14 protein-coding genes are annotated in these 15,031 nt (G+C 63.8%); 2 read left to right on the plus strand and 12 right to left on the minus strand.

The genetic code is table 11. From position 1 onward, the window contains the following. Positions 1 to 3 precede the first annotated feature (3 nt). The 12 genes from FJ471_RS04365 to FJ471_RS04420 form a co-directional block, all read right to left on the minus strand. Positions 4 to 1,257 carry a sarcosine oxidase subunit beta family protein gene (locus tag FJ471_RS04365; protein ID WP_140801929.1) on the minus strand — a complete coding sequence of 418 codons (1,254 nt, stop codon included), beginning with the start codon at positions 1,255 to 1,257 and terminating at the stop codon, positions 4 to 6. Positions 1,258 to 1,634: 377 nt separating this feature from the next. After that, on the minus strand, positions 1,635 to 3,509 hold the full coding sequence (locus FJ471_RS04370) for an alpha/beta fold hydrolase (protein ID WP_140801930.1): 1,875 nt from the start codon (positions 3,507 to 3,509) through the stop codon (positions 1,635 to 1,637). Further along, positions 3,509 to 4,396, minus strand: a complete 888-nt coding sequence (locus tag FJ471_RS04375; protein ID WP_140801931.1) for a branched-chain amino acid ABC transporter permease — start codon at positions 4,394 to 4,396, stop codon at positions 3,509 to 3,511. The genes FJ471_RS04370 and FJ471_RS04375 overlap by 1 nt, the downstream gene beginning before the upstream one ends. After that, positions 4,393 to 5,184 (minus strand): ATP-binding cassette domain-containing protein, encoded by a 792-nt coding sequence (locus FJ471_RS04380; RefSeq protein ID WP_140801932.1) that lies wholly within the window; start codon positions 5,182 to 5,184, stop codon positions 4,393 to 4,395. Before FJ471_RS04380 ends, FJ471_RS04375 begins: the two co-directional genes overlap by 4 nt. Continuing rightward, positions 5,181 to 5,906 (minus strand): ABC transporter ATP-binding protein, encoded by a 726-nt coding sequence (locus FJ471_RS04385; protein ID WP_140801933.1) that lies wholly within the window; start codon positions 5,904 to 5,906, stop codon positions 5,181 to 5,183. Before FJ471_RS04385 ends, FJ471_RS04380 begins: the two co-directional genes overlap by 4 nt. 117 nt (positions 5,907 to 6,023) lie before the next feature. After that, a complete protein-coding gene (locus FJ471_RS04390) occupies positions 6,024 to 7,271 on the minus strand; it encodes an ABC transporter substrate-binding protein (protein ID WP_140801934.1) in 1,248 nt (415 codons plus the stop codon). Between the two features lie 47 nt (positions 7,272 to 7,318). Continuing rightward, positions 7,319 to 8,479, minus strand: coding sequence for an acetylornithine deacetylase (gene argE, locus FJ471_RS04395; RefSeq protein WP_140801935.1), 1,161 nt, complete (start codon positions 8,477 to 8,479; stop codon positions 7,319 to 7,321). A gap of 41 nt (positions 8,480 to 8,520) precedes the next feature. Beyond that, complete coding sequence (locus FJ471_RS04400; protein ID WP_140801936.1) at positions 8,521 to 9,417, minus strand: amidohydrolase family protein; 897 nt, start codon at positions 9,415 to 9,417, stop codon at positions 8,521 to 8,523. A gap of 185 nt (positions 9,418 to 9,602) precedes the next feature. After that, complete coding sequence (locus FJ471_RS04405; protein WP_140801937.1) at positions 9,603 to 10,670, minus strand: branched-chain amino acid aminotransferase; 1,068 nt, start codon at positions 10,668 to 10,670, stop codon at positions 9,603 to 9,605. 65 nt (positions 10,671 to 10,735) lie between these two features. Next, complete coding sequence (locus FJ471_RS04410; protein ID WP_140801938.1) at positions 10,736 to 11,755, minus strand: succinylglutamate desuccinylase/aspartoacylase family protein; 1,020 nt, start codon at positions 11,753 to 11,755, stop codon at positions 10,736 to 10,738. Between the two features lie 248 nt (positions 11,756 to 12,003). Beyond that, entirely contained in the window at positions 12,004 to 12,921 is a 918-nt protein-coding gene (locus FJ471_RS04415; RefSeq protein WP_140801939.1) for an AraC family transcriptional regulator, read from the minus strand. Between the two features lie 302 nt (positions 12,922 to 13,223). Beyond that, positions 13,224 to 13,544: a DUF1330 domain-containing protein gene (locus FJ471_RS04420; protein WP_140801940.1), complete on the minus strand. Its 321-nt coding sequence runs from the start codon at positions 13,542 to 13,544 to the stop codon at positions 13,224 to 13,226. A gap of 128 nt (positions 13,545 to 13,672) precedes the next feature. Between FJ471_RS04420 and FJ471_RS04425 the strand changes: the two genes are divergently transcribed. Both FJ471_RS04425 and FJ471_RS04430 read left to right on the plus strand, forming a co-directional pair. Continuing rightward, positions 13,673 to 14,122: an Lrp/AsnC family transcriptional regulator gene (locus tag FJ471_RS04425; protein WP_140801941.1), complete on the plus strand. Its 450-nt coding sequence runs from the start codon at positions 13,673 to 13,675 to the stop codon at positions 14,120 to 14,122. A 114-nt stretch (positions 14,123 to 14,236) separates the two neighbouring features. Beyond that, the gene (locus FJ471_RS04430; RefSeq protein ID WP_181179151.1) at positions 14,237 to 15,007 is read left to right on the plus strand and encodes a fumarylacetoacetate hydrolase family protein; all 771 of its coding nucleotides are present in this window, start codon (positions 14,237 to 14,239) and stop codon (positions 15,005 to 15,007) included. The last annotated feature ends 24 nt before the right edge of the window (positions 15,008 to 15,031 follow it).

Below are 15,031 nucleotides of genomic sequence, written 5' to 3' on the forward strand. Positions count from 1 at the left end.
CCTTCAATGGGCGATGCCGGAGCCGGCGGCCTCGTCGACCAGGCGGCCGCGAGCGAAGCGGTCGAGATCGAAGGGCCGGCTGATGTCGTGATGCCTGCCGGTGGCAAGCAGATGCGCAAGCAAGGTGCCGCCGGCGGGGATCGCCTTGAAGCCGCCGGTGCCCCAGCCGCAATTGAGGAAAAGGCCGGGCAGCGGCGACTCGCCGATGATGGGCGAGGAGTCCGGGACCACGTCGACGATGCCGGCCCATTGCCGCATCATCTTCAACTGGCCGAAGATCGGGTACATTTCGAGCATACCGGCGATCACGCCTTCCAGCACCGGCAGATTGCCGCGCTGGCCATAGGACGGGATGCGGTCGAGCGCGCCGCCGATCACCAGTTCGCCCTTGTCCGACTGGCTGACATAGACGCCAGTGTCGGGCGAAATCACCACCGTGTCGATGATCGGCTTGACCGGTTCGGACACGCAGGCCTGCAGCGCATAGGAATTGACCGGCAAACGGAAGCCCGCCTTCGCCGCCAGCACCGACGAATGGCCGGCCACCGCCATGCCCGTACGCTCCGCCCGGATCGCGCCGCGCGAGGTGACGATGCCGCGGCAGCGCCCGTCTTCGATGATGAAGTCGGAGATTTCGCAATTCTGGATGATGTCGACACCGAGACGGCTCGCCGCCCGTGCGTAACCCCAGGCGACGGCATCGTGGCGGGCGGTGCCGCCGCTCGGCTGCCAGGTGCCGCCATAGACGGGGAAGCGTGTGCCGGGGCTGAAATTGTAGATCGGCACGACGCGACGCACGTCCTCGACCGAGAACAACTCGCAATCGATGCCGTTGACCTGGATGGCGTTGACCGACCGCGCGGCGGTTTCCATCGCGGATTCGCTGTGCGCGAGCGTGAGGATGCCGCGCGCGGAAAACATCACATTGTAGTTCAGGTCCGTCGAAAGGCTCTTGTAGAGGCTGTGGGCCAGCCCGTAGATCGCCGCGCTTTCCGGGTAGAAGTAGTTCGAACGCACCACCGTCGTGTTGCGGCCGGTATTGCCGCCCCCGATCCAGCCCTTCTCCAAGAGCGCGACGTTGGTGACGCCGTGATTTTTGGCGAGATAATAGGCAGTGGCGAGGCCGTGCCCGCCGCCGCCGATTATGATCGCATCATAGCGCGGTTTCGGATCAGGAGAGCGCCAGGCCTTTTCCCAACCGGTCTGACCGGCGATGCCTTCCTTGAAGAGCGAAAGGGCCGAGTACTGCCTCGTCATGCGCCCAAACCGTCGTCACAGGCCGGAGGCATCGCTCCACCGCAAGGGCTTGGCCGCCGTGTCTCCAGCTCGAACATGTGCATCGATTGCCCCTTACGATAACCCGCTTTGCCGTTGGTGCCGAACACCCGTGGCCAGCCCGAAGGGCACACTTAGCGCGAATGTACACCTGTGTCCATTCAAAGCGTATGACAGGCTTGCGCGCGTTTCACAGATTTCGGGCATTGGCCGAACGAGACCGGTAAGCGCCGGCACGCTCATCGGAGCCACTCCGGCGAGCGCTCGACGAAGTGCGGCGAAGGCTTCCGCATGCAGTGCTCCTCGAGGCTGGACCGCTTTAGTTTGCGCCCGACACTCGTGGCGTCCGGTTCAAGACGTCAGGCGACCGCGTCGGCGTCATGCCGACTTCTTGCTTCGGCCGTGCCCAGGAAAGCGGCGAGCTTTTCGTTGAAGATTGCCGGCTTCAGCAGGAAAGGCGCGTGCTTGCCGTCCTGGATGTCGTCCGGCTCGCCGGTCCACTGCTCCAGTTTGAGGTCCCGGAAATATTGATGGTTCAGGAACGGGTCGTTCGAGCCGTTCAGGATGGCGAACGGCACCGAGGCCGAGCGCAGGAAGCGCATCTGCCGCGGCCAGTCGACGATCTGGAGCTTGCCCAGCGTATAGGCGCGGGCACGCCCGTCGGTCCGCCGCACGGCGCGATGGAGATGAGCCGTCTGCGGTGCCTTCGGACCGGTCGTCGACGCGGCGAAGTCGCGGCTCTCGGCCGGCGACAGGAAGGTCTTACTCGCCAAAACGAAATGGCTGGTCGCGTCATAGGCGCGCCCGACATCTTCCGGAACGACCCTGAGCGGCGGCGTGCCGGAAATGGCAAGCGCCCTCATCGGATAGCCGCGGGCCGCGAGCTCGATAGCGATATAGCCGCCCAGCGACCATCCGAACACAAAGGGGTTTGCCGCGCCGAGCGCCTTGAGCACGTCTTCGGCCACGTCGGCGAAGGCCTCGACGCTATAGTCCTTTTCCGGATCGGCGTTGTCGGACACGCCGTGACCAGGCAGATCGAAGGAGATGACGCGATAGCGGTCGCGAAACGCCTTGAACTGGTTGGCGAACACCTCCTTAGCGGAGGAGTTGCCGTGGATGAGGAGAAGCGCCGGCTTGTCGCCGCCGGTGTCGGCCACCGCGATCCTGCCATGGCGGGTGGCGACGATCGTCTCATGCGCTCCGGTCATCGCTTGCCGTTGCCCGAGGCCGAAGCGGCGGCGCAGCCTGGCCGTCGCCTGCGAACGCACCACGTCGAGCGCTTCACGAAATGTCTGCAGCAATGCCCACAACCCGCCCGGATAGAAGATCAGGATGACGATCAGCAACAGCGACATGATGATGTTGCGCCAGGCGCCGTAGGCGGCGAAGACCTCCGACACCATGGTCACGAAGAAGGCCGCGAGGATCGGACCCCAGATCGTTCCGGCGCCGCCGAGCAACAGCATCGAGAGCAGCAGGCCAAGCAGCCCGAGGCCGAAATTGTCGGGAGAGGCAACCCGCATGTAGGAGCCGTAGAAGCCGCCGGCCACACCGCTCAGCGCGGCGCTCACCGTCAGCGTGAACAGCCGGGTGCGCGTTTCCGACATGCCGCGGGAGATGGCGTAGTATTTATGGTCTCGCATGGCCACGATGGCGCGGCCGAAACGCGAGTGGGTGATTTTGTAGAGGATGATGGTGGAAGCCACCAGCATCAGCAGGGCCAGGTAGTAATAGCCGACCTTGCCGCCGCGGTTGAAGCGATAGCCGAAGAGCTCGAGCGCCGGCAGGCTTACCATGCCCGATGTGCCGCCGGTGATGTCGGATTGGCTGATGATGATCTGGTAGAGCACCTGCGAGGCAGCGATGGTCACCAGGATGATGTAGATGCCTGAAAGCCTGAGGATGGGCAGCGTTATGAGGGCCGCGACAAGCCCCGCGGCGACCCCGGCGAACGCTATGCCCAGCCATGGTGACAGGCCGAGGGTCTGGCCGACCAGCCCGAACGCGTAGGTGCCGATGGTGAAGAGCGCGACATGGGCGAAATTGAACAGGCCGCCATACCCAAGGCTGAGGTCCCAACTCGAGGCCACGATGCCGAACACGAATGCCAGCACCAGGAGATGCCGCAGATACATGTTTGAAGACAGCAGCGGCACAAGCGCCAGCACGGCCAGGACGATCAGGACCGGGATCAGCCCCGAACTGCGGGCGAAGGACGGGCTGTACCGCATCAGACGGATTTCCTGTATCGGCCGAACAGGCCTTCTGGCTTGGCGACGAGCACGACGATCATGATGGCGAAGAGCACCGTCGGGCTCCAGTAGAGGCCGACGAGATAGGTCATGACAGCCTCGAGCAGGCCAACGATGAAGGCCGCGTAGATCGGACCGGTGAAGCGCGCGATGCCGCCGAAGATCACCACGATCAGCGCTTTCATCAGCGGGTCGGAGCCCATCGAAGGGTTCATGAAGCGGATGGAGCCGATCAGGATGCCGGCCAGCGCCGCCAACGCCGCCGACAGACCGAAGGCGATGGCGTAGAGCCGCTCGACATCGATGCCCATGAGCTGCGCCGCCTCGCGGTTCTGCGCCACGGCGCGCATGGCGCGACCAAGCGGCGCGCGCTGCAGGAACACGCCGAGCGCCGCCAGGATGACGATCGCCAGCGCCACCACCGCCATCTCGTTGCGGGATATGGTGATGCCGAGGATCGACATGTCGCCGCCGAGCAGCGGCGAGAGCTGCTTGTTGCGCGGACCCCAGACGAGGTTGATGACGTTTTCCAGGATGGTCGCGCCCGCCAGCGTGGTGATGACGGATTTCACCACGATGTCGGGGCTTCGTTCGAAAGGCTTGATGAGGAGGTAGTAGACGAGCATGCCGATGACGAACATGCCGATGATGGAGACCGCCGCCCCGGCCAGCAGACCGGCGCCCGAGGCCTCGGTGCTGGCGATCTGCCAGGCGATGTAGGCGCCGAGCGCGATGAAGGTGCCGTGGGCAAAATTGAAGATGCCGAGCGTCGTCCACACGAGCGCCAGCCCGGTCGCCATCAGCGCATAGAGAGCGCCCAGCACGATGCCGCCGAGCAGGATCAGGTTAAGCGTCTCAAGGGTCAATGGTGATCCTCGCCGAACATCAGTTTCATGATCTCTTCATGCGTTGGCATGTCCGCCTTCTCGATGCGGCGCGAGATGCGGCCGTGGTCGAAGAGGTAGAGCGTGTCGATCAGTTCCTCGAGGAAGGCGATATCCTGATCGACCACGATCAGTGGCACGCCGGATCCCCGGATGGTCTGGATTGCCGATGCGAGTTCCCCGCGCAGCTTGGGCGACAGCCCCAGCGTCGGCTCGTCGAGGATGAGAAGCTTCGGCGCCGCCATCAGCCCGACGCCTATGGCCACCATCTGGCGCTCGCCGCCTGAAAGGAAGCGTATCTTGTGGCCGAGCCGCTCGTGCACCCGGGGAAAGAGCCGGAAGACCTTGTCCAGCGTCTCCGCCGCATTGGCGCGCCCGCGGGAAGCGTAGGGCGCGATCGAGAGCGTTTCCGCGACGGTCATGTCCGGGAACAAAAGGTTTCCCTGCGGGACATGGATCAGCCCGGCGCGCGCCACCGCTTTCGGGTCCATCCGGCGCCGGGTTATGGCGTCGTAGTTGAAATTGCGCCAGCGCCGGCTGCCGCGCGCGCCTGGACGGTTGAGCTGGACACCGTCGAAGAAAATGTCGCCATCCCACGGATCGATGATGCCGGACAGGGTTCTCAGGAACGTCGTCTTGCCGTGGCCGTTCGGGCCGAACAACCCGACGCTTGCGCCCTGCGCCAGCGAAAGGTCGATCTTGCGGAATATCTGCAGCGGCTCGTAGCCACCGTCGAGGGCCCTGACATCGAGGAGAAGCGTGTCCGTCATCGTGCCTGCCCCAGATAGGCTTCGATCACTTTCGGATCGGCAACGACTTCGGGCGGAAGCCCCTGGGCGATCACCCGGCCCTGGTCGAGGACGATAAGCCGGTCGCAGACCGACATCAGCAACGGCAGGACGTGCTCTATGAGCAGGATGGCGATGCCGCGCTGGCGCAGCCCGAGAATGAGCGCCTTCATGTGCTCGATCTCGCCGGGTGTCAGGCTCGACGCCGGCTCGTCGAGCAACAGCACGCGCGGCGACATAGCCAGGGCGCTGGCAATCATCAGTATCTTGCGGAAGAAGATCGGGAGAGTTGCGGTCGCAGCGTTGTGCAGCGTCTGGGGAAAGCCCACCATGTCGAGCACCTCGATCGCGGCGATCTCGTCCTGCTTCTGCCCTTGCCTCTTGCCGCTATGCTCGATGGCCACCAGCACATTGTCGATAGCGCTCAGCGAGGCGAAGATGCTTTCGCGCTGGAAGGTGCGGGCGATGCCGGAGCGGCTCACCGCCTCCGGCGCCACGTTCTGGATCTCCTTCCCCTCGAAAACGACGCGGCCGCTGTCGGCCGGAAAGGGGATGTTGGTCAGAATGTTGAACAGCGTGCTCTTGCCGCTGCCGTTCGGCCCGGCGACGCCGAGTATTTCGTTCTCGGCCAGCGCGAAGCTGACGCCGCCCACGGCGCGCAAGCCGCCGAAGGACTTGGTGAGATTTTCAGCCGTAAGGATCATGCAAGACTGCTTTGACGAAAGCGGAACGCTGTTGGGCTTCGGTGCCTTGAAGAAGTGCCGGCGCGATACGTCGCGCCGGCAAATCGGACATTTAGGATGCCGACCGGAAGGCTTCTGCTACTGCTTGATCCAAGGCGGAAGCTTGAAATCGCCCGTAGCGTATTTCTTCGGCCCGATCAGGAAGCGCTTGCCGTCCCAGATCTGGTAGAAGGTCACCGGAATGTGGTTCTCGTCCTGCACGGCGAGATGCGTTGCCGGGTCGAATTCCACCGGCCCCGGCGCGGCGTCGAACTTGGTTTCGCCGAGCGCCTTGCCGATCGCGTCGTGATCCTTGGGATCGCCGACCTTCTCAAGCGCGGCGAAATACATTTCGGCCTCTTCGTAGAGAGCCGAGCCGTAGACGCCTGGAGCAACCTTGTACTTGTCCTGGAACTTCTTCAGCACTTCCTGCCCACGCGGCCAGCCGGGCGAGTCGATGGCGCCGCCGATCAGGTTGTAGAGGACGCCATTCGACTGTTCCTTGGTCAGGTCGACGAATTCTGGCACCGAAGGCGCGTATTGCAGGAACACCAGACTCTGGGTCGGCTGTTCGAGGAACTGTTTCAGGAACAGCGCGGAGTTCGAGGGCTGATAGTCGGTGTTGACCACGAGGTCCGGCGGGTCCTGCCGCACCTTGGCAAGGATCGCGCGCCAGTCGTTGACGGGGCCGAACGGCACCATCTCGTCCACGGTCACGGTCCAGCCGGCGGCGGAGAAGGACTTCTTCATGCCTTCCGAGATGACCTTGGAATAGGGGTTGTCGGACGAGATCATCGCCAGCTTCTTGCTCGCCGGCTTGAACTTGCCATCCGCGATCAGCCCATCCAACAGGAGAAGCACGTCCGTCTCGTAGCCCTTGTAGGACGGCGAGAGCGACCAGCAGCAATTGTAGTTGCCCGGATCTTTGCTGACGATGCCGGCAAACGAACCGGACGGACCGGACGAGATATAGGGCATGTTGGCATCGGCGAAGAGATCGACCTCGAACAGCGACAGGCTGGCATAGCCGGTCAGCACGACCTGCACGCCGTCGGTGTTTATGAGGCGCTGCGCCGCGCTGCTGACATTGTCGGGCGATCCGTCCTTGACGTCGGCCGAGATGATCTCGAACGTGTGGCCGGCCACGCCGCCCTTGGCGTTCCGCTCGTCGACGGCGAGCTCGACGCCCTTGACGAAGTCCGCGCCGTCGGAGGCCGAAGGCCCGGAAAGCGGCGCGAGCACGCCGATCTTGACGACGTCGGCTGCCGCCACGCCCATTGCCGTGCCCAAAGCCGACGCGCCCAGCGCGCCGACGAGAAGCAATTGTCTCAGTAGTCCCCTCTGCATGAGATCATTCCCCATTTTTGCGATGTTCAGTTCCACGGCATGCCCTCTCAGGCATGACGCGCATGGTCAATCAGCCGGTCGATGAAGCCGACACAACGTTCGAGCTGTTCGACGGTGATCCATTCGTCGGTTATGTGCGCCTCGCTGTCGCGCCCCGGGCCGCAGAGGATGGTCGACATGCCGGCGGACTGGAAGATGCCGGCCTCGGATCCATAGTTCACGGCCGTCACCTCGTTGCGGCCGGCAAAACGCTTGGCAAGCGTTTCGGCGTGCGAGCCCGCGTCGGGGACGAATGGCGGAACGTCATAGGCGATATTGGTTGCCACGGCCGAGCCGGCGAAGCCTTCCTTCATGGCCGGAACGACCTTGCCGTCGCTGAACGCCCGGAACCTTTCGACCAGCGTCTCCACGACGCCGCCGCTTGTCGCCCGGACATCCCACTGGAAGGCGCAATCGCCAGGTATGGCGTTGCGCGCCGTGCCGCCCTGGACGACGCCGACGCTCACCGTCGTGTAGGGCACGTCGAACGGCGACCCGGCCTCGGGTGCCGAACGAAGTTCGTTCGCGTAGGAGCGCAATTCTCCCATCAGGTCCATGGCGTGGAAGATGGCGTTCACGCCGAGGTCGGGGCGCGACGAATGACAGGCCTTGCCGGTCACGGTGGTGAGCAGGCCGGCGCTTCCCTTGTGCCCGCCGACGACGCCCATGCCGGTTGGCTCGCCGACGAAGACGGCAAGTTGCGGCGGTAGGGTCTTCGCCATGTGCTCGATGATGCCGTGCACGCCCAGGCATCCGACCTCCTCGTCATAGGACAAGGCGAGATGGATGGGCGCGGCAAGCGGCTCCTTCAGCATGGCGGGTATGCCGGCCAGTGCGCAGGCGATGAAGCCCTTCATGTCCGAGGTGCCGCGGCCATGCAGCCTGTCGCCGTCGCGCCACATGTCGAACGGATCGCGCGACCATTCCTGTCCGTCGACCGGGACGACATCGGTATGGCCGCTCAGCACATAACCTGGGCGATCGGCCGGCCCGATCGTGGCGAACAGGTTGGCCTTGGTGCCGGTCGCATCGGGGATGATGACGCTCTCAACCCCGAAACCGGCAAGGTAGGCCTTGATGAAGTCGATCGCCTCCAGATTCGACCGGCTGCTGACGGTGTTGAACCCGACCAGCCGGCCCAGGAGCTCGATTTCGGAAGAATGTGCCATTGTCTGTCCTGGTCCGTCCGGTTCGGCGCAGCGATTGCCGGTCAAAGCCTGTAGAAGCGCTTGGCGTTGTCGTGGAACAATTGCGATTGCTCCTGTGGCGACAGGACGGCCCCGATCTGCTTGAAGGTGTCATAGATCTGGTCGAAGCTCATCTGGATCTTCGAGACCGGATAATCCGTGCCGAACATGCTGCGCTCGGTGCCGAAACAGTCGATGCAATGCATGGCGACGTCGCGCACGCTTTCGAGCGTCCAGTTGCGATCATAGGCGCCCGGGTTCGATATCTTGATGGCGATGTTGGAACAGGCGGAGATGTGCTTCAGGCCGTCGCGCCAGCGCTGCATGCCTTCCGGATCGCGGTCGATCGGGCTGCCGCAATGGTTGATGATGATCTGCAGGCCGGGAAGCGCCTCGGCGATCTCCCGCACGACGCCGGCCTGGTAAGGATACATCATAAGCTCGAGATTGAGGCCGTGCTCCTGCAGCCGGGCGATATCGCGGCGCCACTGTGGGTTGCGCCCAAGCTCGGGGTCGGTGACGAAGCATTTCTTCGGGTCCGGGTGCCAGCTCAAAATGCCTCGGATGCCGGTCACCCGGTCGAACGCCGCCTGCCTTACGATGGCGTCCGCCGCTTCAGGCTTGCCCAGCGAAGCACCGCCGACATAGCGCGAGGCCACGCCCTTCGACTTGTCCAAGGTTTCCAGCCAGCGGGTCTCCCCTACCGGATCGCCGGCCCACAACGCCTCGATGTGGACCGTGGCGACGATGTTATGTCTGCGGGAATCGCGCACGTAATCGTCCACCAGATAGTCCGTGGCGATCTCGGAAAGACCGGCCACCGCCTGCAACGAAGGGTCTGTGGGCAGCAACCACGGATGCTTGCCCATGGAAAGATCCCACAGGTGATGGTGCGGATCGATGATCGGTCCCGAATACATGAAGACTCCCGGTGTGGGGATGCGGCCAAGCCGGGAAGGTCAGCGTTCACGACTCCTACCGGAACCCGCATGCTAACCGTCCCTGACCGGTCCGCAACCCAAGCGGTCATAGTGATTGCAACAAAAATGCCGGTATTGTCTTTCCAGGACACGATTTTGCAGGAAGGACTCCACCAGCATCCGTCTCAGTCCACGGCGACGGACCAGCCATGCCTGTCGGGCACGGTCCCGGCATGGAGCCCCGTCAGGTGCTCAAACAACTTCGCCGCGACCGGTCCGGTCTGGCCGCCATTGACGACGATCTTTTCGTCGCGCCAGGCGAGCTCGCCCACCGGGGAGATAACCGCAGCAGTGCCGACGCCCCACATCTCCTCCAGCGTGCCGGCCTTCGACGCCGCCACCACGTCCTCGATGTCGATGGGCGCCTCGGCCACCTCCATGCCCCAGTCGCGCATGAGCGCGAGCACGCTGTCGCGCGTGATGCCCGGCAGGATCGAATCGCTCAGTGGCGGCGTACGGATGCGGCCGCCGATCTTGACCATGATGTTCATGGTGCCGACCTCCTCCAGGAAGCGGCGCTGGACGCTGTCCAGCCACAGAACCTGGCTGAAGCCGGCGGCGGCGGCCTCGCGGCCGACCTTGAGGCTCGCCGCATAGTTGGCGCCGGCCTTGGCCGAGCCGATCGCGCCCTTGGCCGCGCGCACGCGCGTCTCCGAGACGAGGATGCGGACCGGGCCCGCGCCTTCCGAATAATAGGAGCCCACGGGGCAGAGGAAGATGAGATAGGTGCAGGTCCTGGAAGGCCGCACCACCATGTAGCCCTCGGTTCCCACCATGGTCTGGCGCACATAGATGGCGTTGCCACGCTTGGCCGGCACCCAGTCGCGGTCGAGATCGATCAGCTTGCGCATCGCCGCGAGCACGAGGTCGGGATCGACCGCCGGCATGCACAACTCGCCGGCGCTGCGGTTGAGACGCGCGATATGGGCCTGCGGCCGGAAGAGATGGATCGAGCCGTCCTCGCGGCGATAGCCCTTGGACCCGTCGAAGATCGACTGGGCATATTGGATGACGGAGGATGAGGGGTGGAGCTGCAGCGGGCCGAACGGCACGATGCGGGGATCGTGCCAGCCACGCCCTTCCGTGTATTCCATCTGGAATATATGGTCGGAGAAGTAGTCGCCGAAGCTCGCCTTGAGATCTTGCGGGATGGGCTTGCGCGCTGCAGCGCGCGTGACGGGAATGTCATGCATGATGCTATGGGTATCCTGATTGTCGATGTGGGCCGCAGGCCGTGCCCGCGCAACCGAAGTGTCGTTCAGGCCGGGGACGCCAGGTGACCGAGGCAGTCGCCGGCCTCCACCAGCGAGAAGGTGCGGATGCAGACGGCGAAACCGCCATGCCTGAAATGGACGGGCACCGGTTCGGCCCAGGGATTGTCCAGATCGTAGATCAGACCGGCAAGCGCGCCGGCCGGCACCTCGTCGCCTAGCGCGAAGCGCGGCTCGAAGAAACCCCGGCGCGAAGCAAAGGCATAGAGGCCCGGATCGTCCATCACCAGCCGGCGGACCTTTCCGCGGCGCTTCGGCAAGGGTGCCGCGGGGGCCAGCACCTTCAGATGCGACAGCACCGAGCGCAGGCCGTTCTCCACCACGCCCAACCCTTCGATATTGACCGTCGAGCCGCCGCCGAACTCCCCGGTGACGAAGAAGACGTTGTTCTGGTGCGCATAATTGCCGATGACGCGGTCTTCGCCGCTCAACGCCCGGATGCTGTCGAAATACACCACGTTCGGCGGGTCGAAGGCGTCGATGAATTCTTCCAAGCGCTGCTTCTGCGCGGGATCGGACCAGCGCGGCGCGAGCAGCGTCGGCAGGTATTGCAGCGAGCTGCCGCCGGCGTGGAAATCGACCAGGTAGTCCGAGCGCGGCAACAGCTCGGTGGTCACGTAATGGGCGATCATCTCCGTCGCCGTGCCGTTGCGCTTGCCCGGAAAGGTGCGATTGAGGTTGATGTCGTCGATGGGCGAGGTGCGGGTGCCGGCGACAAAGGCCGGATAGTTGACCGCCGGAACGACGATCAGCCGTCCCGAAAGCCGGGAAAGGTCGAGCTCGCGAACCAGCCGCGCCAGCGCGATCGGACCCTCATATTCGTCGCCATGGACGCCGCCGGTCAAAAGGATAGTCGGCCCTTCGCCGTTCTTCGCGACCGCGATGGGGATGGCGATGTGGCCATAGGCGGAGCGATGCACGGAATGCGGCAGCCGCAGCGTACCCGTCTGCAGCCCATCGCGATCGAAGTCGATATTCGTTCCGATCATGGACTTGTCGTCGCTCATCGCATCTCTCCCATACTTCATCTGCCCTTCATCTGCATCGGCCGGCGAGCGTAGGGCGAGCGGGAAAGGCAAGTCTTGCGCGATAGGGCCTAAAGCGCGTCGCGATCCTTCAGATTCGCTCCATGCGCTTTAGGTTCTTGATTTCATGCATGTCTTTGTCCCGAAACCGGTTCCCACTTTCGGGCGACATGCCTTAATCTTTCGCAGATCGGCCATGGCCGGCGCCCGTCGGAACCTGGCCTATCCCTTCAGACGAGCTCGCGCCGCCAGCGCAGCGGGGTCAGGCCGGTAGCCTTGCGGAAACAGGTGGTAAAATGGCTCTGGTCGGCGAAACCGCAGGTAAGCGCGACATCGGCCAGTTGCAGCTTCTGTTTCCTCAGCAAGTCCTTGGCGCGATCGACGCGCCTGTGCACGATGAAATTGTGCGGGGTCTGGCCTGTGGACTGGCGGAACATGCGCGTGAAATGCCGAACGCTCCACCCGGCCAGACGGGCGAGATCGGCCAGCGCGATTTCCTCCTGCAGATGGGCGTCGATGTAATCGCAGACACGCCGCCATTCGCGCGAAGAGAAGGCGCCTGTCGCCGGATGCGGCGTCCCGGCTTGCGCGAGGATGAGAACCTGGCAGATCAGCGCGAGCACCATACTGTCCGCGAGCATGCGGCCCAGCGGACCTCCCGGATCGCCAAGCGTCCAAAGCTGCTGAAGAAGCGTGCTCACCACGGCGTTGGGCGCAGTCGAGCCGGAAAGCGGCTCGAGCGCCGATGACAGGTCGTCGGGACATTCCGGACCGAGCAGGCTCCTGACATGGTCGACCGGCACCGCCAGTATGACGAGCTTGCGGGGGCCGCCGACGCGCCAGCGGCTCTCGACGTTGGGCGGCACGATGATGAGATCCCCGGTGCGGGATTTCCCCCCTGCCCACCCGGCCCCCATGTTCCAGTCGTAGGAACAGGCCGGCGCCGACAAAGGCGTGGATATGACGACTTCCTCCACGGCCGGGTCGGCAAGCTCATGCCTTCCCTGCTCGACCAGTATCATGCTGGACCGTCCGGTGCCCTGGATGGTGCGGTGCTGCTGGGGAAAGGCGGAATAGGAGGACTTGCGGTAGAATTCCGCATAATTCTCATACGCTCCCGGCGCGAACTGCAAATCCTCGGTTCTCATGACCGGCCTCCAACGAGCCAGACCCTGCCGTGCAAGTTCGACCTGAAGCGGGTCGGCGTTTCAAGGAAAACTCGCACTGCTCCGCTCGCGTTTGTAGCATGAACTTTTCCGGGGATCGCAAGATGCGTTCCCCGGACCGTGCTTTAAGTTTTTGTTTTTATGCATGTCGTTATCCCAGAACCGCTGCACACTTCTGGGCGACATGCATTCTGTTTTTATGCATGTCGTTACCCCAGAACCGCTGCACACTTCCGGGCGACATGCATTGAGGACGCACTTTGCCGGCTCAACGGACCGGTCGCTCAGACGAGCGGATCGGGAGCGGCGCTTTCGCCGCGACCCTGCTGCAGGATCATCCGTCCGCGATCGGAAGAGGCACGGCGGAACTTCGACGCCGCCTGGTAGTCGGTGTCGTTGTACCAGGCCTGGGCCGTGGCTTCGTCCGGAAATTCCAGGATGACCATGCGGTCGGTGAAAGCCTCGCCCTCGCAGGTGATCACCGGATCGCCCCGCGTCAGGAACTTCCCGCCGTACTTCTTCAACGTGGCAGGGGTGAGCGCGGTGTACTTCTTGTACGTCTCGGGATCGTGGACCCTCATCGTGCAGATCATATAAGCGGCCATGGCCTCCTCCTTGATTTTCAATCGAGCTTATAGCTTTATCAAAGCGCAATCACGATAAATTTCGGTTGTTATCGCCTGCTTTTCGCGCATAATCGCCAAGGTTGGAGGAAATTGTAGCTGAAAGCGCCATGATTGCACTGGATAGTATCGACCATCGCATCCTGCGCGAGCTGCGGCAGGACGGCCGCATCTCGACGGTGGATCTGGCCGAGCGCGTCGGCCTTTCGCCCACGCCCTGCGCGCGCCGGCTGAAGCGCCTCGAGGAGACGGGCGTGATCCAGGGCTATGCGGCCCGCATCAATCCGGCGGCGCTGGGCCTCGGCGTCTGCGTGATGGTTTCCGTGCGCCTGGGGCAGCAAGGCCCCGAAGGTGCCGGCCAGTTTCTGGACGAAGTGACGAAACACCCGGAGATTACCGAATGCCTGCTCGTGACGGGAAACATCGACTACCTGCTGCGGGTATGGGTGAAGGACATCGCAGCGCTTCGCGAATTCATCAGCAACGTGCTGCAGTCGATCCCATCGGTGGCCGAGACGTCGACGATGGTGGTGCTCAACCCAGACGAGACCAATCTTTAGGCCAGGAAATGTTGGTGCAGGAAACATAGCTCGCCAAGTGGTCTATGGCGGCTTACGGCGAGTTGATCCGGCAATCGGCGAGCGAATTGTCGGACGGGAATGGAGGGAGCTGACATGGCATTCGATATTGTTGGGGCGGCACAAGCGCTGGTGCGCGGCCATCGGGACAACACGCAGTTCGTGACGATCGAGGGGCTGTCGGACCTTGCCTCCGCCTACAAGGTGCAGGACGCCTATGTCGGAGCGATCATCGGCGACGACCGCGTAGCCGGGTACAAGATCGGCCTGACCTCGCACAGCATGCAGAGCATGTGCGGGATCGACCATCCCGTCGCCGGCGCCGTTTTCGGGCGGCGGGTTATGCACAGCGGAGCAAAGCTCTCGCTGACCGGCTATGGCCATCTCGGCGTGGAGTTCGAGATCTGCGCCCGACTCGGCCGCGATCTCGCGCCGCGCGCCGCACCCTATACGCGCGACGAGGTCGCCGCGGCGGTCGATGGCGTCTGCGCGGCGGTCGAGGTGGTGGACGATCGCCATGCCGATTATTCGGTATTGGACGTGCGCTCGCTGGTCGCCGACAATTCGTGGAATGCCGGCGTGGTGCTGGGCGATTTCGTCGTCCCGCCCGCCGCGCTGGAGAAGGTCGAGGCGATCGTCTACCAGGACGGCGTCGAGATCGGCAGAGGGGTCGGCGCCGATGCGCTCGGCCATCCCTATGAGCCGCTGGCCTGGCTGGCCGACCATCTGGGCGCCTCCGGCAGGGGCATGAAGGCGGGCGACATCGTCATGACGGGCAGCATCGTGCGCACGCGCTTCCCCGACAAGGCTTTTTCCTATCGGTTCGACATTGCCGGTCTTGGCAGCGTCGAGGTCAGCGGCGCCTGAGCCGCGGCATCATCGGAGAGAACG

The organism is Mesorhizobium sp. B2-7-1 (genome assembly GCF_006440735.1).
In the GTDB taxonomy this organism is placed as follows: Bacteria; Pseudomonadota; Alphaproteobacteria; order Rhizobiales; family Rhizobiaceae; genus Mesorhizobium.

What these genes read in the sequence shown, in the direction of transcription:
- FJ471_RS04365 (WP_140801929.1), bottom strand. Translation starts at nt 1,257, where the DNA reads ATGACGAGGCAGTACTCGGCCCTTTCGCTCTTCAAGGAAGGCATCGCC.
- FJ471_RS04370 (WP_140801930.1), bottom strand. Translation starts at nt 3,509, where the DNA reads ATGCGGTACAGCCCGTCCTTCGCCCGCAGTTCGGGGCTGATCCCGGTC.
- FJ471_RS04380 (WP_140801932.1), bottom strand. Translation starts at nt 5,184, where the DNA reads ATGACGGACACGCTTCTCCTCGATGTCAGGGCCCTCGACGGTGGCTAC.
- FJ471_RS04385 (WP_140801933.1), bottom strand. Translation starts at nt 5,906, where the DNA reads ATGATCCTTACGGCTGAAAATCTCACCAAGTCCTTCGGCGGCTTGCGC.
- FJ471_RS04390 (WP_140801934.1), bottom strand. Translation starts at nt 7,271, where the DNA reads ATGCAGAGGGGACTACTGAGACAATTGCTTCTCGTCGGCGCGCTGGGC.
- argE (WP_140801935.1), bottom strand. Translation starts at nt 8,479, where the DNA reads ATGGCACATTCTTCCGAAATCGAGCTCCTGGGCCGGCTGGTCGGGTTC.
- FJ471_RS04400 (WP_140801936.1), bottom strand. Translation starts at nt 9,417, where the DNA reads ATGTATTCGGGACCGATCATCGATCCGCACCATCACCTGTGGGATCTT.
- FJ471_RS04405 (WP_140801937.1), bottom strand. Translation starts at nt 10,670, where the DNA reads ATGCATGACATTCCCGTCACGCGCGCTGCAGCGCGCAAGCCCATCCCG.
- FJ471_RS04410 (WP_140801938.1), bottom strand. Translation starts at nt 11,755, where the DNA reads ATGAGCGACGACAAGTCCATGATCGGAACGAATATCGACTTCGATCGC.
- FJ471_RS04415 (WP_140801939.1), bottom strand. Translation starts at nt 12,921, where the DNA reads ATGAGAACCGAGGATTTGCAGTTCGCGCCGGGAGCGTATGAGAATTAT.
- FJ471_RS04420 (WP_140801940.1), bottom strand. Translation starts at nt 13,544, where the DNA reads ATGGCCGCTTATATGATCTGCACGATGAGGGTCCACGATCCCGAGACG.
- FJ471_RS04425 (WP_140801941.1), top strand. Translation starts at nt 13,673, where the DNA reads ATGATTGCACTGGATAGTATCGACCATCGCATCCTGCGCGAGCTGCGG.
- FJ471_RS04430 (WP_181179151.1), top strand. Translation starts at nt 14,237, where the DNA reads ATGGCATTCGATATTGTTGGGGCGGCACAAGCGCTGGTGCGCGGCCAT.